A 20,876-nucleotide genomic window follows, 5' to 3' on the forward strand; every position below is an offset into this window, starting at 1 on the left:
ACCTAGTCTGGGTACGTCCGGGTAATTCCCGCACGCCAAAGTATCCACACAGGAGGATGTCCGTGCCCCGATCTGTTGCTTCCCATCGGCAGGCCGTGGTGGAACTGCTGACCACTGCGAGGGCTGCCAAGGGCAACCTCCGCCTGCCCTTGCTCGAAGCACTGGGACAAGCGCTCGCCGGTGACGTCTACGCACCCCTCTCACTGCCGCCGTTCCCCAACTCCCAAATGGACGGATTCGCCGTTCATTCCGCAGGGATTCCCGACGGCGGTGCGGAGCTCAGGGTCGCGGCGCCCGTCCCGGCAGGTGCCGCGCCAGCGCCACTGAAGGCCGGCTTCGCCGCCCCCATCATGACCGGCGCCATGATCCCGGAGGGGGCCGACGCCGTCGTGCCCATTGAAAAGGCAACGCCGAACGTCTTTCCCGAGCCTGCCACCGAAGACGCTACCGTGCGGCTCCCATCGGTGGCACCCGGAACCTATGTGCGTAACAGTGGCAGCGACATCGACGCAGGCGACTTGGCACTGGCCGCCGGGACGCTCCTGGGCCCCGCCCAACTTGGCTTGCTTGCCGCCCTGGGCCTGGACACCGTGGAGGTCCGTGAACCATTCCGCGCGCTGCTGGTCACCACTGGCGACGAAGTGGTGGAGCCCGGGCAGGAACTGGCGCCCGGCAAGATCTACGATTCCAACGGCACGCTGCTTGAAGCCTCCATGCGCCAAGCCGGCATGGACGTGACGCGGACGGGCATCTCCGACGACAACCCCGAAACCCTCCTGTCAGTCCTCCACCGCTACACCCAGGATCCCCGGAACCCGGTGGACATCATCGTCACCACCGGTGGCGTGAGCAAAGGCGCCTACGAGGTAGTCCGCCAAGCGATGTCCGGCCAGCCAGTGGATTTCCTGCCGGTCGCCATGCAGCCGGGCGGTCCACAAGGCCTGGGAACCTTCGAGGGGACACCCTTCCTGGGCTTCCCCGGAAACCCCGTCAGCTGCCTCGTGTCCTTCGAGATGTTCCTCAGGCCCGCACTTTCCCAGGTCCAGGGAACACCTGCGCCCCGGCCCGTGCAGACGGCCCGCCTCGCCGAACCACTGACCTCGCCCGACGGCAAACACCAGGTCCGGCGCGGAAGCGTGGACCCCGATGGCACAGTGCGCATGGAAGGCGGGGCAGGCTCCCACCTTGTCCACGCACTGGCCCGTGCCAATGCCCTGGTCCAGATCCCCGCCCACGTCACGGAACTCGCCAAGGGTGACGAAGTGGAAGTATGGATGCTGTGAACCACACTCCCGATAACCCAGACGGCCCCGCGGGCCTGACGCATCTCAGGCAGGACGGCACCGCGCAGATGGTGGACGTCTCCGGGAAAGCCGTCACCACGCGTGAGGCCACCGCCACGGCCACTGTCCGCAGCACCGCCGAAGTCCTCGCCTTGTTGGGCGCCGGCGAACTTCCCAAGGGCGACGCGCTCGCCGTGGCGAGGGTAGCGGGCATCATGGCGGCAAAGAAGACCCCCGAACTGATTCCGCTGTGCCATCCCTTGCCGATCTCCAAGGTCACCGTGGACTTTGAGCTGGGCGCGGAATCGGTGGAAGTCCTGGCAACGGTCAAGACAAGGGGCGTCACCGGGGTCGAAATGGAAGCCCTGACCGCCGCGTCGGTTGCGGCGCTCAGCGTCTACGACATGATCAAGGCCGTCGACAAGCATGCCGTCCTGGACGATATCCGGGTCCTCGCCAAGAGCGGCGGAAAAAGCGGCGACTGGGACGTTTCCTCCGAACCACGGCACGGGGAGGCCGGAGCATGAGTGCCTGCGAGCCCAACGCGCACGGACCGCGGAAGGCCGGCGTCGTGATCGCGTCCACCCGTGCCGCCGCAGGAATCTACACGGACGAGACCGGGCCGATCATCCTGGACTGGCTGAACGAGCACGGATTCGACACTTTTCCCACCATGGTGGTGCCGGACGGTGAACCTGTAGGTGCTGCCCTGCGTGCCCTCCTGACGCAGGAACCCGCAGTTGTCATCACCAGCGGCGGCACGGGCCTCAGCCCGGACGACCGCACGCCGGAGATGACGCTGCCACTCCTTGACCGCGAAATACCGGGCATCATGGAAGGCATCCGGCGCGCAGGTGCTGCGAAGACGCCCATGGCCATGCTGAGCCGCGGCCATGCAGGAGCGGCGGGAAAATCGTTCGTCATCAATCTTCCCGGTTCCCCCAAAGGGGTCATGGATGGGCTGGCGGTCCTGGACCCCGTGATCGGGCATCTCTGTGAGCAGTTGGAAGGAAACCATGGGCACTGAAACAGACTTCGAGGTTGTCAGCGCTGTCCTCAGCGCCGAGCCGATTTCCGTGGACCAAGCCATCAGGGCAGTGGAATCGGACACTGCGGGTGCGGTGGTCAGTTTCAGCGGCGTCGTGCGTAACCACGACGGCGGCAAAGCTGTTGATCGGTTGAGCTACAGCGCGCACCCCACGGCCCACCAGGTGATGTCGGACGTGGTGGCTCAGTTGGTCGCGGAGCACTCCGGCGAAGCCAATCAACCCGTGCGCATCTGGGCCGCGCACCGGATCGGCATGCTGGAGATCGGTGATCCCGCGTTGGTGTGTGCAGTTGCGGCTGCCCACCGGGGCCAGGCGTTCGCCGTCTGCTCGGAACTGGTGGACCGGGTCAAGGAGCAGGTTCCCATTTGGAAAGAGCAGTTCTTCAGTGACGGCACTGTGGAATGGGTCGGCGCAGGGGAGTAGGCGCAAGGTAACGGTTCCCGCCCGTGCCCGGCCCGGCGGTAGGGTTAAACGCATGACCGAACAACTTGCTGTTGCAGTGCTGGGCGCCAACGGGCGTATGGGAATTGAAGCCGTTAAGGCTGTTGAAGCAGCCGAAGACATGAAGCTGGTGGCCGCTTTGGGCCGCGGCGATTCCCTGGACAAGCTGCTCGACGCCGGTGCGCAGTATGTTGTTGATCTCACCGTCCCGGACATCACTGAGACCAACGTCCGGTTCGCCGTCGAGCACGGCATCCACGCCGTTGTGGGCACCACAGGCTGGAACGCCGACAGGCTGGAATCCCTCCGCGGACTGCTGGAGTCCAAACCGGAAACAGGCGTGCTGATTGCCCCGAATTTTGCCTTGGGCTCGGTGCTGGCATCCGCCTTTGCTGCCAAGGCCTCGCAGTACTTCGAGTCTGTTGAAATCATTGAGCTGCACCACCCCAACAAGGTGGATGCTCCTTCCGGCACGGCTGTGCGCACGGCCCAGCTGATCGCCGAAGCCCGCCAGGAAGCAGACGTGCCGGCCAGCCCGGACGCCACCGAGACGGCATTGGACGGTGCGCGTGGCTGCGACGTGGACGGGGTACGGGTGCACAGTGTCCGCCTTCGCGGCCTTGTTGCCCACCAGGAGGTCCTCTTTGGCGGTCCCGGCGAACAGCTAACGTTGCGCCACGATTCCTTCGACCGGGCCTCTTTCATGCCCGGCGTCCTTCTTGGACTGCGGAAGGTGGCAGCCAACCCCGGCCTCACGGTCGGCTTGGACGGCTACCTGGATCTGGGGCTCTAGGACATGGGAAATTTCTGGACAGCACTGAAGAAGAACCGCACCAAGATCTGGGTAGGTGCCATCACCTTGTTGCTGGTGCTGTACCTGGTGGTGTCCGTCCAACGCTCCTTCCTCCTGCTTGGCGATCCCAACCTGGTGGCCAAGGGCATAGGAGCCGCCTATCTGGTCCTGCCCGTGGTGGGTGCGTGGGCGCTCATCCGGGAACTGCTTTTTGGTGCCCGCACTGAGCAGATGGCCAAGGTCCTGGAAGCCGAAGGCGGGTTGCCGGAGGACACGCTTCCCCGAACGCCCGGCGGCAGGATTGTCCGGTCGGCAGCGGACGCAGAGTTCGAAAAGTACCGGGCGGAAGCCGAGGCCGCCCCGGAAGATTGGCGCTCCTGGTTCCGGTTGAGCTGCGCCTACGACGCCTCCGGTGACCGCAAGCGGGCCCGCGCGTCCATGCGGGACGCGGTGAAGCTCTTCCGTTCTCAGCCGACTGCCGCCGGACGGTAGCTGCCCAGCCTGGACGCTTGGTGGGCCACCCACTCAAGTGGCCCCCGCCGTCGGAGCAGGGCGAAGCAGCTGCCGATGATGATCGCGGTGATCGCCTGGGTCCAGTACATCCCTTCAGGGGTCCAGCCGGCCGGCAGTGGCCTGTCGGTGAATCCGGAGACCACCCAAACATGCGCTGAGTAGAGGCTCAACGTCATGGCTCCCGGACCGCTGAGCAGGACCAGGACGTTGACCTTTGCCCGCTCAGCCACTGTGCCCAGCAGCAGGAACAAGCCCGCGACGGCGGCAGCCGTGCCCCCGGTGTGCAGCAGGTCCAAGGTTGTGCCCGCGTGCGGGGAGGCGGTGGCCAGCCACCACCACGAATCCACTTGCTGAAGGCCTGTCAGGTTGACCTGCAGCATGCTCTCCAAGGGGTACCCGCGGGTACCGGGGAGCGCCTCCAAGGCGGACCTTCCACCCCACGATTCCATGGCCAGGAAGCCCACCGCTTTCGCAAGGACGGCTACAGCGCTTCCGCCGGCCAACAGCAGGACCTGTACCTTCGCCGTCGTGAGCGCCATGCGGCCTATGGCAAGCCCCAGCAGCAGGTACGACATCCACTGGAAAACGGGGTAGTAGCCGGTAAAGAAGAGATCGGCCAGAAGCCGTCCCGGTGTCTCCAGGTCCTCAACCTTTGGGTTGTGGCCCAACTGGAGGGGAGGGGTCGTGTCCAGCAGCAGGGGGCGGACCAGGTACGCCAGGACCGGCGAGGCCAGGATCCAGCCCAACGCCAGGAAGCAGAGGGCTTTCAGGCGCAGGCCCAGGAACGGCAGGACGCAGAGGAACAAGACAGCGTAGTGGACCAGGATCACCGCGATGTTGACATCAAGCCCACCCAGGACGAATCCGACGACGGCAATCACCAAGGCGCGCATGGCCACTCCGCCTCTCGCCGACCACAGCCCAGCGCCGCTGGGCGGCTGCTGCTTGCCCGTGCTGAGGGCCAATCCGACGCCGGCCAGCACAGCGAAAAGGGCCGAGGACCGACCTGAAAAGACCAATCCCACGAAAGTCGGGTCCCACTGGGGAGAAGGACCGTACGTCGGGATCAGATGGGTGGACATCATCCCCAGCAATGCCGTACACCGGGCGGCATCGATCCCCTGGAGCCGGGCGGACGCCGGGCTGGCCCCGTGGGCCTCCTGTCGTGGCGCCGTCCCGTGCGAAGTCATGCAGCGATCGTCTCATAGGCTGCTGGGCGGCAACCCGGCACGGAGCAGCTGGCGAAGAGCGGCCCTTGTCTTCGAATATATGTTCGAATAGCATTACGGCATGAACGATGTTCCAAAGCCGCAGGACCGCCTGTGTGGACCCATGAAGGCAATGAGCCCCGGTGTGGTCGACTTCCTGTTCAGGCAGCTTGTCACCGGCGAACCACCGGAGGACACCCAGTGGCGGAGCGAAGGGACGGTCCTGGCCGAGCAGATGCCGGGAGCTGAGCTCGCCCGCCGGCTGGCGGATACGGATCTTGATTCGCTCACGCCCATTGAACTCTTCGAGTACGTGCGGGCCTCCCAGAGGCTGGTGGCCTGGGCGGAGCAACTCAAGGAGCGGGCTGTGGCGCAGTATTGTTCGGAGCAGCCGGCCCGGACGCCCGGATCCGCCTGACGTTGCCGGTCCGCCTAGGCTGCCGGTGCGGCTGTTCGCCGGAATAGGATGGCCCGGTGACCCAAGCGCACCCCCAATCACCGTCCCCATCGACCATGCCGCGACCCGCCGGGCCTGCGCCAGCGTCAGCAACGCTGCTGGCCGCCGTCGTTCAGTACGAAGCGCTGGGAACGGGCAGTGGGGGAGCGGCTGTCGCCCGGAAAGTCGCCGCCCACGTGGAGCTTATCGAAAAGGCCCATGCTGACGGCGCACGGCTGGTGCTGTTTCCAGAGCTCTCCTTGACGGGCTATGAGTTGGACTCATTCGATGCCCCGGAGCATGCGGGTGAGCCTTCGGCCTGGCTGACTGACGGCGATACAAGGCTCCAGCCGCTTCGGGACGCCTGTGCCGATACCGGGACCACGGCAGTGATCGGTGCAGGCTGGCGGGAAGCTGACGGCACTCCACGGTAGGCATCACTCATCATCGGGCCGGATGACTCCCTGCGACCGGCCTTCAAGACCCATCTGCATGGCGCGGAGCATGAGCTGTTCGTCGCCGGGAACGGCCCCGAAATCCTGGAAGTAGACGGGTGGCGGGTGGCTCTTGCCGTATGCGCCGACGCCGCCCAACCGTCCCACGCCGCGGTTGCCGCAGAGTCAGGGGCCGACGTCTACGCAGTGTCAGCCCTGTACGTATCCGGCGAGGAATTGCGCCTGGGACTGCACCTGGGCTCCCGGTCCGCTCCAGCTTGGATGGCTACAGGTCCGGCCCTGGTGCATGAGGACCATCACGCGGAACCCATTCTTGTAACAAGCCGCTGACAGGGTAACGTTTTTCTTATGTCTGACTTGCGCGCCCACAATCCCGCCCTTGGTACCCTGCTGACCGCCATGGTCACCCCGTTCACCGAGGACGGCAAGGTTGACTACGACCAAGCCGCAGCATTGGCAGAGAAGCTTGTCCAGGATGGTTGCGACGGCCTCGTCGTCACCGGCACCACTGGCGAGACCTCCACCCTCACCGACGATGAAAACCTTGGCATGTTCCGTGCCGTCAAAGAAGCCGTCGGTGGCAAGGCAGCCATTATTGCCGGGACCGGCACCAACGACACCGCCCACTCCGTGCACCTTTCACAGCGTGCAGCAGAGGTAGGCGTTGACGGCCTGCTGATCGTCACCCCCTACTACAACAAGCCCAGCCAGGCTGGCGTCCGCGCCCACTTCGAGACGATTGCCTCCTCCACGGACCTGCCCGTCATGCTCTATGACATCCCGGGCCGCTCCTCCATCGCGATCGCCCCGGAGACCATGATCGGCCTGGCGAAGCACCAGAACATCGTGGCCGTGAAGGACGCAAAGGCCGATTTTGCTGCCGCGACACGCGTCATGGCTGAAACCGACCTCGTCTTCTACTCCGGCGACGACGGACTGACCCTTCAGTGGATGGCGCTCGGCGCCGTCGGGCTGGTGGGTGTCACCACGCATGTGGCCACGCGCCGCTTCCGCGAATTGATTGACGCCGTCAACGCCAACGACCTTGCCACGGCAAGGGCCATCAACTTTGAACTGGAACCCGTGGTTCGTGGAACCATGACGCGGGTCCAAGGCGCAGTAGCCGCCAAGCAGATTCTCAAGTGGCAGGGAGTCCTGCCCAACTCGGTTGTCCGTTTGCCCCTCGTGGAGCCGGACGCGGCCGAGATCGACATCATCCGCGGGGATTTGGCGGAAGCCGGAATGGACTTCGACGTCCAGGACGGTTCCGCCGGAAAGTAGCAAAATATGACCCAAACCGCCCTTCCCGGACTGGTTACTCCGCCGAAATTGCCCAAGGGCACGCTGCGGATTGTTCCGCTCGGTGGACTGGGAGAGATCGGCCGCAACATGGCCGTCTTCGAAATCGACGGCAAGCTGCTGGTCGTTGACTGCGGCGTGCTCTTCCCCGAGGAGACCCAGCCCGGCGTCGATTTGATCCTGCCCGATTTCTCCTACATTGAGGACCGGCTCCAGGACGTCGTGGGTGTCGTGCTGACCCACGGACACGAGGACCACATTGGTGCCGTTCCCTATCTGCTGCGCCTCAAAGCAGACATCCCGCTGATCGGTTCCCAGCTGACGCTTGCCCTGGTGGAAGCGAAGCTCCAGGAACACCGGATCAAGCCGTACACCCTCACCGTCACCGAGGGCCAGGTGGAGCAGTTCGGTCCCTTCGAGTGTGAATTCGTAGCCGTCAACCACTCCATCCCGGATGCCCTTGCAGTCTTCATCCGCACCGAGGGCGGCACCGTCCTCCACACGGGTGACTTCAAGATGGACCAGTTGCCGCTGGACGGCCGAATCACGGACCTCAGGCACTTCGCGCGCCTGGGCGAAGAAGGCGTGGACCTGTTCATGGCCGATTCCACCAACGCGGACGTTCCTGGGTTCACGACGGCCGAGAAGGAAATCGGCCCCACCCTTGACCGTCTGTTCGGTCAGGCCAAGAAGCGCATCATCGTGGCTTCTTTCTCTTCGCATGTCCACCGCGTCCAGCAGGTTCTCGACGCTGCGGCCAAACACGGCCGCAAGGTGGCTTTCGTGGGCCGGTCCATGGTCCGGAACATGGCGATTGCCGCCAAGCTTGGGTACCTCGATGTCCCGAACGACATCCTGGTGGACATCAAGAACATCGATAACATGCCCGATGACCGCGTGGTCCTGATGTCCACAGGTTCGCAGGGCGAGCCCATGGCAGCCCTTTCCCGCATGGCCAACGGCGACCACCGGGTGGTCGTCGGCAAGGGTGACACTGTCATTCTCGCGTCCAGCCTCATCCCGGGCAACGAGAATGCCGTCTTCCGCATCATCAACGGTCTCCTCAAGCTCGGGGCCGACGTCATCCATAAGGGCACGGCAAAGGTCCATGTCTCGGGGCACGCCGCCGCCGGCGAACTGCTGTACTGCTACAACATCCTCGAGCCGCTCAATGCCATGCCGGTGCACGGCGAGACCCGCCACTTGATCGCCAACGGCAACATTGCCCTGGAGTCGGGGGTGCCCTCAGAAGGCATCATCCTGAGCGATAACGGCACCGTCATCGACCTCAAGGACCACAAGGCGGACGTTGTTGGCCAGGTGGAGGTCGGGTTCGTCTACGTTGACGGCTCCAGCGTCGGCGAAATTACCGATGCCGATTTGAAGGACCGACGCATCCTGGGCGATGAGGGATTCATTTCCATCATCACGGTGATCAACCGCACCACGGGCAAGATTGTTTCGGGTCCGGAGATCCATGCCCGCGGCGTGGCAGAGGATGATTCCGTCTTCGACGAGATCATTCCCAAGATCAATGCCGCGCTGGAAGACGCCGTGCTGAATAACGCCGATCACACCAACCACCAGTTGCAGCAAGTGGTGCGGAGGATTATCGGGACCTGGGTCAACCGCAAGCTTCGCCGCCGGCCCATGATCATCCCGGTGGTCCTGGAAGCCTAAGCTGCGACAGCCAGCAACATGCATGCCCAAGGGGGCCTGAAATCCGCGGATTTCAGGCCCCCTTGGGGTAGCGTGGCACTTATGGCGACCCGTACTACCTCCACGCCACGAGGCAGCTCCAGCAGTAAATCCGGCGGCACAGGCCGAGGCGCGGCTGCCCCCAAAAGCGGTGCAACGGCGGCCAAAAGCGGCCGGGGCAGCACTGCGCGCACCAAGCAAGCTGCCGCCGTCGAGCCCCAGGCTCCGCTCCCGCTGCGCCTGCTGGCAGGCGCGTGGCAGGGCATTGGGCACGTGGTGGGTGCCGGTGTCCGGCGTATCGGCCACGACGTCAGCGACCTCGATCCCGAGGACCGTCGCGACGGTGCCGCATTGTTCAATCTGGTGTTGGGCGTAGCGATTGCCACCTTCGCCTGGTGGGGCCTCACAGGCTGGCTGCCTGACATCGTCTACAGCGTTGTGAACGGAACGTTCGGCTGGATGTCCCTGGTCCTGCCGTTTATGCTGTTCATCTGCGCCTTCCGGCTGTTCCGGAAGCCGCAGGATGGCCGCGGCAACAACCGTGTAGGTATCGGCTTCATGATCATGACCGTCGCCGGATCGGCGCTGGCCCACGTCATTGGTGGCTTGCCCTCCGTGGCGGACGGCTTCGACGGCCTGCGCAGGGCGGGCGGCATGCTCGGCTTCCTGGCCGCCGCTCCCTTCGCCGCCATCCATCCAGCTATCCCTGTGCTCCTTTACAGCCTGCTGGCTTTCGTCTCGGTGCTGATCGTGACGGCGACGCCGTTCGGTGCCATCCCGTCCCGGATCCGAGGGGCCTACAACCACCTCATGGGCGTCGACCTGATGGACGGTTCCGGCAAGGACGACCACGACCGCAGCTATCTGTACGAGAATGAAGCACCCAAGCCGCGGAAGAAGAAGCGGGTGCGTCTCTTCGGCAAGGACGAGGAAACCGACGCCGGCCTGGAAGGTTACGTCGGGGACGAGGCCTTTGAGCACGCCATAGTGGACGACGACGAAACTCCGGGTCCGTCCGAACCTCGCGTACCGCCGGGCGTGCGGCGTCCGACCCAGGCCGAGATCGCTGTCGGGAAAATCAAGGCCGCCCAGGGACTCGCGGGCGCAACGCCGGGTATCGATAACCCCACCGAAGCCATTCCCGTCCTGACCCCGGAGATGACGGCGCCTGCACCTGCAATCGCCCAGGTGCCTGCGAAACCGGCAGGGGCGCCGCTTCCGCAAACACCCATTCCCCAGCGCACGGAGCAGTTGTCCTTGGCTGGTGACGTCACCTACACGCTTCCGGCTTCGGACTACTTGACGCCGGGTTCCATCCCGAAGGAGCGCACGGAAGCCAACGACGCCGTCGTCGCTGCCCTGACTGACACCCTCACTCAGTTCAACGTCGATGCGTCGGTGACAGGCTTCAGCCGCGGTCCGACCGTGACGCGCTATGAAATCGAGCTGTCTCCGGGAACCAAGGTGGAGCGGGTCACCGCCCTGTCGAAGAACATTTCCTATGCCGTGGCGTCCAGCGACGTGCGGATCCTGAGCCCGATTCCCGGCAAGTCGGCCATCGGCATCGAAATTCCCAACACGGACCGCGAAACCGTCTCCCTGGGTGATGTGCTGCGGAGCCAGAACGCGCGGCGCACGGACCACCCCATGGTCATGGGCGTCGGCAAGGACGTCGAAGGCGGCTACGTGGTGGCCAACCTGGCAAAGATGCCGCACTTGCTCGTTGCCGGTGCCACCGGTGCCGGTAAGTCCAGCTTCGTGAACTCGATGATCACTTCCATCCTCATGCGGGCCACACCGGATGAAGTGCGCATGGTCATGGTTGACCCCAAGCGCGTGGAACTCACGGCCTATGAGGGCGTCCCGCACCTGATCACGCCCATCATCACCAATCCCAAGAAGGCTGCGGAAGCGTTGCAGTGGGTGGTCCGGGAGATGGACGCACGCTACGACGACCTCGCCAACTACGGCTACAAGCACATTGACGATTTCAACAAGGCTGTGCGGGCCGGCAAAGTAGTGCCCCCGGTCGACTCCAAGCGGGTCATCAAGCCGTACCCGTACCTGTTGGTGATCGTCGATGAGCTTGCCGACCTCATGATGGTGGCCCCACGTGATGTTGAAGACTCGATCGTCAGGATCACCCAGCTGGCCCGTGCCGCCGGTATCCACCTGGTCCTGGCTACCCAGCGCCCGTCAGTGGACGTCGTCACCGGCCTGATCAAGGCAAACGTCCCATCCCGAATGGCGTTCGCAACGTCCTCCGTGACGGACTCCCGCGTGGTCCTGGACCAGCCGGGTGCAGAGAAGCTCATTGGCCAAGGTGATGCGCTGTTCCTGCCGATGGGTGCCTCCAAGGCGATGCGCGTCCAGGGTGCTTGGGTGACCGAATCCGAGATCCACAAGGTAGTGGAGCACGTCAAGGGCCAGTTGCAGGCCGTCTACCGTGACGACGTTGCCGCCGAGGCTCCGAAGAAGCAGATTGACGACGACATCGGAGACGACCTCGACGTGCTGCTGCAGGCGACAGAGCTCGTGGTCACTACGCAGTTCGGTTCAACCTCCATGCTGCAGCGCAAGCTTCGTGTGGGCTTCGCCAAGGCCGGTCGCCTGATGGACCTTTTGGAGTCCCGTGGCGTCGTAGGCCCTTCCGAGGGTTCGAAGGCCCGCGATGTCCTGGTCAAGCCCGACGACCTCGCCGCCGTCCTCGCGGCGATGAAGGGTCAGGAGTCACCGGCTGCGCCCGATGCCCACACTGCGGCCCTGAGCGACAACGCGAACTCGAATATCGCCGTCGGCGGTTATGCGGAAGACCTGGTCCAGGCGGACCTGGACAACCGGACGCAGGCCATTGAGTACTACGACGGGGCTGACGGTCCCGATGACGAAGAAGGCGGCGAAGACGCCTGGTCCCTCACGGGACGGTAACGCTCCGGACGACGGTGCCTGAGACGGTAGCCTAGAGGGGTGACTACAGCCGAGGGTGATAATGCAACGTCCAGCAGCTCCGACATCTGGAACCTGCCCAACATCCTCACGATGCTCCGCATTGTCCTGGTGCCGTTCTTCGTCTGGTTCCTTGTGGCCGACAACGGCAACAACGGGATTTGGCGCTGGGCCGCGGTGGTTGCTTTCGCAGTCGCCATCTACACGGACAAGCTCGACGGCGACATCGCCAGGGCGCGGGGCCTCATTACCAACTTCGGCAAGATTGCCGACCCCATAGCCGACAAGCTCCTCATCGGTTCCGCGCTGGTGCTGCTGTCCATACTGGGGGAGCTGCCCTGGTGGGTCACCATCCTGATCCTTGTCAGGGAATGGGGCATCACCGCCCTGCGATTCGTTGTGATCCGCTACGGAGTGATGCCGGCTTCCCGGGGTGGCAAACTCAAGACGGTCATCCAGACGGTGGCCATCTTCCTGTACGTCCTGCCGCTGAAGGCGATCGCGCCGTGGCTGGGAGACGTTGCTTTCTGGGTCATGATGGTGGCCCTGGCCATCACGCTGTGGACCGGCGTCGAATACGTTGTCCAGGCCATGCGGCTTCGGGCAGCCGGACGCCGCGCGTGAGTACTCACGCCTCAGGGTCCGGCGGCGCCCAAACCGCGACGGCGGCAGTTGCGGCGGCAATCGAACGGCACCTGACGGTGGCCACGGCCGAGTCGCTTACGGCCGGTTTGGTAGCTGCCACCCTCGCCAACACACCCGGAGCATCCGGGATGCTCCAGGGCGGCGTGGTGGCCTACCAGAATTCAGTCAAAGCAGATGTCCTGGGGGTACCGGCCGACCTGCTTGCTGCCGTTGGGTCCGTCGACGGCGGTGTCGCCGAGGCAATGGCCGACGGCGCGCGGCGCGCCTGCGGGTCGGACGTCGGGATTTCCACCACCGGAGTAGCCGGACCGGAGCCCCATGACGGCAAAGCAGTGGGAACAGTCTTTATCGGTGTGGCAACGCCAACGTCGGTTTCCGCGTTCGAGTACCGGTTTTCGGGGGATCGGCAGGCCATCCGGGAGCAGGCCCGCGAGGCCGCAATGGTGCGTCTCCTTGCCGCGCTAAGTGACGTTGGTTACCGTTCGTAAAGTAGCCGGGAACAAAAACAGATTGCCAATAGTTGTGTCATTGTGTCGCTTCGGAAGAGCCGGGGCGCCTAGGATGTAGAAACCAACCCGGTCCGCCAGCCAGCGAACCGGATGAACGAGGGAGCAAGGCGATACAGATGGTAAAGCAGCCCGTATCCGTGAACGGCGTTGTCCGCTGGAAGGATGTGGGCTTGGCTGATCAGACACAGAGCGAACAGAAGGAGCGCAAAATGGTTGTACTACGCCACGAGATCGGTGATGTACTGCGCGATGTCCGCCAGCGTCAGGGCCGTACCCTCCGCGAGGTTTCGCACAGCGCCCGTGTCTCACTCGGTTACTTGAGTGAAGTTGAACGCGGCCAAAAGGAGGCTTCCTCCGAGCTCCTGTCCTCAATCTGCACAGCCCTGGATGTTCCGTTGTCCCACATGCTCCGCGAAGTCAGCGACCGCGTAGCCGTTGCTGAAGGCGTGTCCGTGCCGGACACCGTTCCGCAGGAATTTTCACAGCGTTACGGTCGCGACCTGGACCTCACGGACGACTTCCCGCAGGGAATGCTCTCCGGAGCCCGGTAACCGTTACACAGGAATGAAGGAAGGGCCCCAGCCGTCGGCTGGGGTCCTTCCTTGCTGTATTCGGTGATTGTGGGCACTTTGTTCCTTGATGGGGGGCGCCGGCCTGTGCGCAACCTAGGCTGGGTCGGCCGGAGTGTTTTCCTTAAGAGTGACATCCCTCAATACGCCATCGCCGTAGATGGCGTTGAGTCGGCCCATGTAGTCCGCCAGCGTCTGGACGTCCTCCAGCGGCCACTCACCGAGCCGTTCCCGGAACACCTGCCGGCGGGCGTCCTGGACCTGGTGCATCTTCTCTTCGCCCTTCTCCGTCAGTCGGATGGACTGGGCGCGGCCGTCCTGCGGATCGGCTTCCTTGTACACGAGGCCAATGCTTTCCAGGAAGGCGATTTGGCGGCTGACAGAGGGCTTGCCCACCCCGATGCACGTAGCGAGCTCGGTGAGCCGGATGGGACCTTCCCTCCGTATGACGGTAAGGAGTCCGTAGGCAGCCGGCTCCATGTCCGGATGGACCTGTCGGGACAATTGGTGGGAGATTGAACGGGCGCGGCGCCAGAGCAGGCTCAGCTGGTGTTCCACCTGCTGGAGGGCGTCGTCCACGGCGTCGCCTGCAGGGACCGTGTCGGGCGCGCTCTGGAGAGGATTGCTCATGGCAACCATTCTAGAGTCCGGCGGCATGAGAGACTCTATCCGTGAGGGCAAGTGACTTTTGGCGATTGATGGACGACGAATTCGGGGCCGGCTACTCCCGGGTTCTGGCCAGCTCCCTGGTGCTTGCCGGCGTCGGTGGACGCACTGCGGTGGAGGCCCTGGCGGCCGGGTACCAGCCCCGCGAAGTGTGGTTGGCCCTGTGCGACGTCCAGGATGTCCCCCTCGAACGCAGGTTGGGCAAGGACATCAAGCCGGCCTCCAGCTAAGTACGTTGAGGTCTCCGCGGCGTGACACGCCGACCCATTGTTCGAATATCTGTTCGGATGGGGATATGCTCACGGAAGAGGAAAATTGATCCTGAAAGACGCATTCCACGGCATCCAGCGGTCCCGTTTATCCACATAGCGGGGGTCGGCTTGTAAAAATGTCCGGGCACCGTAATAGCGTCGGTCATGACAGGAAAGCGGCCCTTCGGGCCACTCCACAGCGAGAAAGCATCAGAGGTGTGAACCATGGCGGCAGCCCCGGATCGTGAGAAGGCGCTCGAAGCAGCGCTTGCCCAGATCGACAAGCAGTTCGGCAAAGGCTCTATCATGCGCCTGGGTGACGACACCCGTGCGCCCATCGAGGTCATTCCTACCGGGTCTATTGCCTTGGACGTAGCCCTGGGCATTGGCGGACTGCCGCGCGGGCGTGTCGTGGAGATCTATGGCCCGGAATCCTCGGGTAAGACCACCGTTGCCCTCCACGCGGTAGCCAACGCGCAGCGCGCCGGCGGTATTGCGGCCTTCATCGATGCCGAGCACGCGCTCGACCCAGACTACGCAGCAAAGCTGGGCGTGGACACCGACGCGCTCCTGGTCTCGCAGCCGGACACCGGCGAGCAGGCCCTGGAAATCATGGACATGCTGGTGGGCTCCGGCTCGCTGGACATCATCGTCATCGACTCCGTTGCAGCTTTGGTTCCGCGCGCCGAAATTGAAGGCGAAATGGGTGACTCCCACGTTGGCCTCCAGGCTCGCCTCATGAGCCAGGCCCTGCGTAAGATCACCGGCCGCTTGAGCCAGACCAAGACCACCGCCATTTTCATCAACCAGTTGCGTGAAAAGATCGGTGTCTTCTTCGGCTCCCCGGAAACCACCACCGGTGGTAAGGCGCTGAAGTTCTACGCTTCCGTGCGCATCGATGTCCGGCGCATCCAAACCCTGAAGGAAGGTGCGGATTCCGTGGGTAACCGCACCAAGGCAAAGATCGTCAAGAACAAGATGGCTCCGCCGTTCAAGATCGCCGAGTTCGACATCATCTACGGGCAGGGCATTTCCCGCGAGGGCGGGATCATCGACATGGGTGTCGAGCACGGCATCATCAAGAAGTCCGGCTCATGGTTCACCTATGACGGTGACCAGCTTGGCCAGGGCATGGAGAACTCGCGTCGATTCCTGCGCGATAACCCTGAACTGGCTCAGGAGCTGGAGCGTCTGATCAAGGAAAAGCTCGGCGTAGGTGTCAAGCCTGAGGAAGACTCGCCGAAGCTGAAGGCCGTTGACGGCTAGGAAAGGTCCGGACCCGGACTCTTCAGTTGCGGCTGATCCTGAACCAGATCCCGAGTCCGTGGCGCGTGCCATCGTCCTGAGGCAATTGACGATGGCGCCGCGGAGCCGGTTGCAGCTGTCCCGGAAACTGGCCGAGCGGAATGTCCCTGAAGACGTGGCCGAGGCTGTCCTGGACCGGTTCGAAGAGGTTCAGCTGATCGACGACGCCGAGTTCGCCAGGATGTGGGTCCGTAGCCGGTCGCAAAGCAAGAAGCTCGCCAAGGGCGCACTTCGCCGCGAACTTTCAGACAAAGGCATTGAGCTGGAAGACGCAGAAGAGGCGCTCTCCCAGCTCAGCGATCAGGACGAGGAACTGGCAGCGCGTGAGCTCGTTCAACGCAAGCTGCGGCCTGGCATTGACTTGACCGATCGCGCGGAGCGGGACAAGTACACACGTCGTCTTGCCTCGATGCTCGCACGCAAGGGCTACGCGCCCTCCTTGGCCTTCAGGATCGTCGGTGAGGTGCTGGCAGAAGCCGGTACCCTTGAGTAGTGAGTTTGACCATTCCTTCCCCAGCAGCTTCCGCCAATCCTTCGGCCGCGCCCCGGACTTACCAGGTCCGGACCTTTGGCTGCCAGATGAATGTCCACGATTCCGAGCGGATGGCCGGACTCCTCGAGGACGCGGGCTACGTACCGGCTGACGGTGACATCGCCGACGTCGTGGTTTTCAACACCTGCGCTGTTCGGGAAAATGCGGATAACAAGCTCTACGGCAACCTTGGCCAGCTGCGGCAGGTCAAGGAAGCGCACCCCGGAATGCAGATTGCCGTTGGTGGCTGCCTGGCCCAGAAAGACCGCGAGACCATCGTGAAGAAGGCGCCATGGGTGGACGCCGTTTTCGGCACCCACAACGTTGGTGCCCTTCCGGCCCTCCTGAACCGTGCTCGTCACAACAACGAGGCACAGCTTGAGATCCTCGAATCGCTGGATGTGTTCCCGTCAACGCTTCCCACCAAGAGGGACTCGGTGTACTCCGGCTGGGTGTCCATTTCTGTCGGCTGCAACAACACCTGTACGTTCTGCATCGTTCCCTCGCTGAGGGGCAAGGAAAGGGACCGCCGTCCCGGGGAGATCCTGGCAGAGATCCAGGCCCTGGTGGATGATGGCGCAGTCGAGGTGACGTTGCTTGGGCAGAACGTGAACTCATACGGGGTTGAGTTCGGGGACCGGCAGGCGTTCTCCAAACTGCTCAGGGCCTGCGGGGATATCGAAGGACTGGAGCGCGTCCGTTTCACCAGCCCACATCCGGCTGCGTTCACCGACGACGTCATTGACGCCATGGCCGAGACGCACAATGTCATGCCCCAGCTGCACATGCCGCTGCAGTCGGGCTCGGACAAGGTCCTTAAGGACATGCGCCGTTCCTACCGGTCCAGCAAGTTCCTGGGAATCCTGGACAAGGTCCGGGAGCGCATCCCCAACGCCGCGATCACCACCGACATTATTGTTGGCTTCCCCGGTGAGACTGAAGAAGACTTCCAGGCAACGCTTGATGTCGTGGAAAAGTCACGCTTTTCCTCGGCCTTCACCTTCCAATACTCCAAGCGTCCCGGCACACCTGCTGCCGATTTGCCGGACCAGCTCCCCAAGGCCGTTGTCCAGGAACGGTTCGAGCGCCTCACCGCCCTGCAGGACCGCATCGCCGCCGAGGAGAATGCAAACCAACGTGGCCGGCAGGTGGAAGTTCTGGTGACCGCCCAGTCCGGTCGCAAGGCCGAGGAAACGCATCGGCTGTCTGGCCGATCCAAGGACCAGCGGTTGGTTCACTTCTCCGTCCCAGCGGGGGCTGAAACGCCTCGTCCGGGTGATTTTGTCACGGTGACCATCACCGAAGCCGCGGCATTCCACCTTGTGGCGGATCCTGCCACCGCGGAGGACTACGTGCTGCGCAGGTCCCGTGCGGGCGACGCATGGGACCGGGCACAGGCAGATTCCTGCGGTGTTCCTGCACCCGGCTCACTCTCCGCAAAGGGTGGCGTGTCCCTGGGCATGCCATCGCTGCCCGTACGCCGCTCCTAGGGCGGGCAGCGCGACGTGTCGTTCTCCCACCCTGAACCTCAGCCTCCCGTCATTGCCGTGGTTGGACCGACCGGATCCGGCAAATCGGATCTCGGGGTCGATCTTGCCCTGGCTTTGGACGGTGAAGTGATCAACGCGGATGCCCTGCAGTTCTACCGCGGTATGGACATCGGAACAGCAAAGATCACCGTGGAAGAACGCAAAGGCGTTCCCCATCACCTTCTTGACACCATGGATGTCACTGAAGAGGCCAGTGTCGCGGACTTCCAGGCCGAGTGCCGCGCCGCCATCCAGGAGATCCATTCACGGGGCAAGCGCGCCATCATCGTGGGCGGTTCAGGACTCTACGTCCGGGCGGCGCTGGACGTATTGGAATTCCCGGGGACCGATCCATCGGTTCGGAAGGAACTCGAGCAGGAATGCGAAGCACATGGGTTGGCGCCGCTGAGGACCAGGCTGGAAGCTGTCGATCCCGTGTCTGCAGCGCGGTTGGGGGATGCCCGCCGCGTGATCCGGGCACTTGAGGTCCACCGGATAACGGGCCGTCCGTTCAGCTCCTTCATGCCTCAGCGTGAGTATTTCCAGCCCGCTGTACAAATTGGCCTGTCGGTGGACCGTGAGGTCCTCCGGGAAAGACTCGCCCAAAGGGTGCATCGGATGGTTGCAGCCGGGCTTCAGGATGAAGTGGAGCGCCTCGATGCCGCCGGTTTGAGGAACGGCAAGACAGCTTCCCGGGCCTTGGGATACGCCCAATTCCTCAAAGTGCTCGACGGCGAGGCTGACGTCCCCGCTGCCGCTGAAGAGACCATCGTTGCTACGCGGCAGTTCGCCCGGCGTCAGTTGACGTGGTTCCGGGCGGATCCGCGGATCACGTGGTTGGACTGGCAAGACCCCGGGCTCGTGGCCAAGGCAGCAGCTGCGGCCTGACGAATTTCGGACCGGCGAGCCGTGGCAGGTAGCCTAGTGCCATGGACGAAACCGCTTCCCTTTCCGCCGAGCAGCCCGCTGCTGCCGGCGCTTCCGTAACCGCTGCCAATCTGTCCGGGCTGGCGTTTTCCAAGGGCCACGGAACGGGTAATGACTTCGTCCTCATTGCGGACCCAGGCGACGCCCACGAGATCACCCCGGAGCAGGTCGCCCAGCTATGCGACCGGCACCTCGGCGTTGGGGGAGATGGCCTGATCCGTGCGGTGCCCTCGAGGTTCCTTCCCGAAGGCCGCGCCCTGCTTGAACAGGACCCTGCCGCCGAGTGGTTCATGGACTACCGCAACGGTGACGGTTCCCTGTCGGAGATGTGCGGCAACGGAGTTCGGGTCTTCGTCCATTTCCTCATCGCCGAAAAGCTGGTGGAACTGGGCCCAGGCGAGACTTTGACCATTGGCACCCGTGGCGGCGTCAAGAAGATCGTGCGCACCGCCACGGGTTATGCCGTGGACATGGGGCCTTGGGAGTTCATTTTCCCCAAGGAAGCCACCAGCAAGGCCATGGATGCCCTGGTCAGCGCGGACGGCCTCGAAGTCGCCCGGCCGGGCCTCTCAGTCAGTATGGGAAACCCCCACACAGTGGTCGCACTGGCGGAGCTCAGCGAGCTGACGGCCACGCAGCTGTTCAAGCCTCCTGTCGTGGATCCCAAGCCTGCCAATGGCACCAATGTCGAATTCGTCGTTCCCGCCGAACCGCTGGTTGAAGACGGTGTGGGAACCATCACCATGCGTGTCCACGAACGTGGCGTGGGGGAGACGCAGTCGTGCGGCACGGGAGCCTGCGCCGCAGCGGTGGCGATCCGCCACTGGGCCGGCAGTACGGCCCCGAACGACTGGCACGTCAAGGTACCGGGCGGCGTCGTGGGTGTGAAGTTCTTCCCGGGTGCCGGCGGCCGTGAGCACGTTGAGCTCAGCGGTCCCGCCGTGATCGTAGCTACTGGGACGCTTTCCTGACCCTGATGATCCTGAAGGACTTGGACGTGCTTTCACGGGACACCGTGAAGGTGCTGTCCAGTTCTTCGGCTAGCCAGCGTTGGAGCGAGTCCGACCCCAGGTTTTTCTGGACCACCAACCAGGCGTTGCCCCCCGGTGCCAGGCGCGGGAGCCACGTCAAGAGCAGCGTGTGAAGTTCCGCCTTGCCGATCCGGATGGGCGGGTTCGACCAAATGGTGTCGAACTCCAGGTCGGGATCCACTTGGTCGGGAAGACTGGCCGTTACGTTGTCCAGGCCAAGCGCCTCAGCATTCTCGTTGGTCAGCGTCACGCATCGCTCATTCACGTCCACGGCGTAAACCCGTGCATGGGGAGCCTTCAATCCGAGGGTCAGGGCTATGGGACCCCATCCGCAACCGACGTCCAGCAGGTTGCCCTGCGGTGCTGGGGGCGGAACTTCCGAGAAGAGGATCGCCGTGCCCTTGTCCACACCGTCGGGGCTGAAGATACCCGAGGAGGTCTGCAGGTGGCGGGTAGCGCCAGCTAGCTCCACCGTGAGTGGTTTGCGGATGAAGGGTCCAGCTGGCTGGGCAGTGAAATAGTGTGCAGACTCCATAATTTGCCAGATTAGTGGGCCGACGGCGACATGGGAAACTGCCGCATCCCGCTGATGGGTTGACAGCGGCTGCTAAAGTGGAAGTCATGTTCTTGATCTTTGAGTAGTCTGCCGAAACACGGCACCGCCCGCGATGCAGGTCCGCTTGGCCCCGAGCCAAGCGCACGGCCTTTCCGCCCGGCAGGTCCCACCTGGCAAAGTCAGCCAATGCACGGCGCAGCTGACTGACACTGAAGAAGATCACACCATCCAGTGC

At 63.8% G+C, this 20,876-nt stretch carries 24 protein-coding genes; 20 read left to right on the forward strand and 4 right to left on the reverse strand.

What is annotated here, in order from left to right; translation table 11 throughout:
• Positions 1 to 56: 56 nt before the first annotated feature.
• From glp to LRQ04_RS18765, 6 genes are read left to right on the forward strand one after another with little or no spacing between them, the layout of a single operon-like run.
• Complete coding sequence (gene glp, locus LRQ04_RS18740) at positions 57 to 1,283, forward strand: gephyrin-like molybdotransferase Glp (RefSeq protein ID WP_235521815.1); 1,227 nt, start codon at positions 57 to 59, stop codon at positions 1,281 to 1,283.
• On the forward strand, positions 1,271 to 1,810 hold the full coding sequence (gene moaC / locus LRQ04_RS18745; RefSeq protein ID WP_235521816.1) for a cyclic pyranopterin monophosphate synthase MoaC: 540 nt from the start codon (positions 1,271 to 1,273) through the stop codon (positions 1,808 to 1,810). Before glp ends, moaC begins: the two co-directional genes overlap by 13 nt.
• The gene (locus tag LRQ04_RS18750; RefSeq protein WP_235521817.1) at positions 1,807 to 2,310 is read left to right on the forward strand and encodes a MogA/MoaB family molybdenum cofactor biosynthesis protein; all 504 of its coding nucleotides are present in this window, start codon (positions 1,807 to 1,809) and stop codon (positions 2,308 to 2,310) included. Before moaC ends, LRQ04_RS18750 begins: the two co-directional genes overlap by 4 nt.
• A complete protein-coding gene (locus LRQ04_RS18755; RefSeq protein ID WP_235521818.1) occupies positions 2,300 to 2,755 on the forward strand; it encodes a molybdenum cofactor biosynthesis protein MoaE in 456 nt (151 codons plus the stop codon). Before LRQ04_RS18750 ends, LRQ04_RS18755 begins: the two co-directional genes overlap by 11 nt.
• 52 nt (positions 2,756 to 2,807) lie before the next feature.
• Entirely contained in the window at positions 2,808 to 3,566 is a 759-nt protein-coding gene (gene dapB / locus LRQ04_RS18760) for a 4-hydroxy-tetrahydrodipicolinate reductase (RefSeq protein WP_235521819.1), read from the forward strand.
• Between the two features lie 3 nt (positions 3,567 to 3,569).
• Positions 3,570 to 4,058 carry a hypothetical protein gene (locus LRQ04_RS18765; RefSeq protein WP_235521820.1) on the forward strand — a complete coding sequence of 163 codons (489 nt, stop codon included), beginning with the start codon at positions 3,570 to 3,572 and terminating at the stop codon, positions 4,056 to 4,058.
• On the opposite strand, the gene LRQ04_RS18770 is transcribed toward LRQ04_RS18765, so the two are convergent.
• Positions 4,034 to 5,269, reverse strand: a complete 1,236-nt coding sequence (locus LRQ04_RS18770; protein WP_235521821.1) for a heparan-alpha-glucosaminide N-acetyltransferase domain-containing protein — start codon at positions 5,267 to 5,269, stop codon at positions 4,034 to 4,036. The two genes, LRQ04_RS18765 and LRQ04_RS18770, sit on opposite strands and share 25 nt — an antisense overlap.
• 100 nt (positions 5,270 to 5,369) lie before the next feature.
• On the opposite strand from LRQ04_RS18770, the gene LRQ04_RS18775 reads away from it, so the two are divergent.
• Entirely contained in the window at positions 5,370 to 5,705 is a 336-nt protein-coding gene (locus tag LRQ04_RS18775) for a hypothetical protein (protein ID WP_235521822.1), read from the forward strand.
• 56 nt (positions 5,706 to 5,761) lie between these two features.
• Positions 5,762 to 6,157, forward strand: coding sequence for a nitrilase-related carbon-nitrogen hydrolase (locus tag LRQ04_RS18780; RefSeq protein ID WP_235521823.1), 396 nt, complete (start codon positions 5,762 to 5,764; stop codon positions 6,155 to 6,157).
• A gap of 3 nt (positions 6,158 to 6,160) precedes the next feature.
• On the opposite strand, the gene LRQ04_RS18785 is transcribed toward LRQ04_RS18780, so the two are convergent.
• Complete coding sequence (locus LRQ04_RS18785) at positions 6,161 to 6,325, reverse strand: hypothetical protein (RefSeq protein WP_235521824.1); 165 nt, start codon at positions 6,323 to 6,325, stop codon at positions 6,161 to 6,163.
• 201 nt (positions 6,326 to 6,526) lie between these two features.
• Here LRQ04_RS18785 and dapA point away from each other — a divergent pair, with 201 nt between their 5' ends.
• The 6 genes from dapA to LRQ04_RS18815 all read left to right on the forward strand — a co-directional run bounded on the left by dapA (position 6,527) and on the right by LRQ04_RS18815 (position 13,826).
• Positions 6,527 to 7,459, forward strand: coding sequence for a 4-hydroxy-tetrahydrodipicolinate synthase (gene dapA / locus LRQ04_RS18790; protein ID WP_235521825.1), 933 nt, complete (start codon positions 6,527 to 6,529; stop codon positions 7,457 to 7,459).
• A gap of 6 nt (positions 7,460 to 7,465) precedes the next feature.
• Positions 7,466 to 9,157 carry a ribonuclease J gene (locus LRQ04_RS18795; protein ID WP_235521826.1) on the forward strand — a complete coding sequence of 564 codons (1,692 nt, stop codon included), beginning with the start codon at positions 7,466 to 7,468 and terminating at the stop codon, positions 9,155 to 9,157.
• Between the two features lie 81 nt (positions 9,158 to 9,238).
• Entirely contained in the window at positions 9,239 to 12,103 is a 2,865-nt protein-coding gene (locus LRQ04_RS18800) for a DNA translocase FtsK (protein ID WP_235521827.1), read from the forward strand.
• A gap of 39 nt (positions 12,104 to 12,142) precedes the next feature.
• A complete protein-coding gene (gene pgsA / locus LRQ04_RS18805) occupies positions 12,143 to 12,745 on the forward strand; it encodes a CDP-diacylglycerol--glycerol-3-phosphate 3-phosphatidyltransferase (RefSeq protein WP_235521828.1) in 603 nt (200 codons plus the stop codon).
• Positions 12,742 to 13,254: a CinA family protein gene (locus LRQ04_RS18810; protein WP_235521829.1), complete on the forward strand. Its 513-nt coding sequence runs from the start codon at positions 12,742 to 12,744 to the stop codon at positions 13,252 to 13,254. Before pgsA ends, LRQ04_RS18810 begins: the two co-directional genes overlap by 4 nt.
• A 137-nt stretch (positions 13,255 to 13,391) precedes the next feature.
• Entirely contained in the window at positions 13,392 to 13,826 is a 435-nt protein-coding gene (locus tag LRQ04_RS18815; protein WP_211711854.1) for a helix-turn-helix domain-containing protein, read from the forward strand.
• A gap of 114 nt (positions 13,827 to 13,940) precedes the next feature.
• Here the strand turns inward: LRQ04_RS18815 and LRQ04_RS18820 are convergent, their stop codons facing one another.
• Positions 13,941 to 14,474 carry a MarR family winged helix-turn-helix transcriptional regulator gene (locus LRQ04_RS18820; protein ID WP_235521830.1) on the reverse strand — a complete coding sequence of 178 codons (534 nt, stop codon included), beginning with the start codon at positions 14,472 to 14,474 and terminating at the stop codon, positions 13,941 to 13,943.
• Between the two features lie 68 nt (positions 14,475 to 14,542).
• Between LRQ04_RS18820 and LRQ04_RS18825 the strand changes: the two genes are divergently transcribed.
• From LRQ04_RS18825 to dapF, 6 genes are all read left to right on the forward strand, one after another.
• Positions 14,543 to 14,740 (forward strand): DUF3046 domain-containing protein, encoded by a 198-nt coding sequence (locus LRQ04_RS18825; protein ID WP_235521885.1) that lies wholly within the window; start codon positions 14,543 to 14,545, stop codon positions 14,738 to 14,740.
• A gap of 246 nt (positions 14,741 to 14,986) precedes the next feature.
• Positions 14,987 to 16,027, forward strand: a complete 1,041-nt coding sequence (recA, locus tag LRQ04_RS18830) for a recombinase RecA (RefSeq protein WP_235521831.1) — start codon at positions 14,987 to 14,989, stop codon at positions 16,025 to 16,027.
• 58 nt (positions 16,028 to 16,085) lie between these two features.
• Positions 16,086 to 16,559, forward strand: a complete 474-nt coding sequence (locus tag LRQ04_RS18835; protein ID WP_374198981.1) for a regulatory protein RecX — start codon at positions 16,086 to 16,088, stop codon at positions 16,557 to 16,559.
• Complete coding sequence (gene miaB, locus LRQ04_RS18840) at positions 16,559 to 18,088, forward strand: tRNA (N6-isopentenyl adenosine(37)-C2)-methylthiotransferase MiaB (RefSeq protein ID WP_235521833.1); 1,530 nt, start codon at positions 16,559 to 16,561, stop codon at positions 18,086 to 18,088. The genes LRQ04_RS18835 and miaB overlap by 1 nt, the downstream gene beginning before the upstream one ends.
• 15 nt (positions 18,089 to 18,103) lie before the next feature.
• Positions 18,104 to 19,015: a tRNA (adenosine(37)-N6)-dimethylallyltransferase MiaA gene (gene miaA, locus LRQ04_RS18845; RefSeq protein ID WP_235521834.1), complete on the forward strand. Its 912-nt coding sequence runs from the start codon at positions 18,104 to 18,106 to the stop codon at positions 19,013 to 19,015.
• A gap of 41 nt (positions 19,016 to 19,056) precedes the next feature.
• A complete protein-coding gene (gene dapF / locus LRQ04_RS18850) occupies positions 19,057 to 20,025 on the forward strand; it encodes a diaminopimelate epimerase (RefSeq protein ID WP_235521835.1) in 969 nt (322 codons plus the stop codon).
• Here dapF and LRQ04_RS18855 read toward each other — a convergent pair.
• Positions 20,006 to 20,620, reverse strand: a complete 615-nt coding sequence (locus LRQ04_RS18855; protein WP_235521836.1) for a class I SAM-dependent methyltransferase — start codon at positions 20,618 to 20,620, stop codon at positions 20,006 to 20,008. The genes dapF and LRQ04_RS18855 overlap by 20 nt on opposite strands.
• Positions 20,621 to 20,876: the final 256 nt, after the last annotated feature.

This window comes from Paenarthrobacter sp. AR 02 (genome assembly GCF_021538675.1).
Taxonomy (GTDB): Bacteria; Actinomycetota; Actinomycetes; order Actinomycetales; family Micrococcaceae; genus Arthrobacter.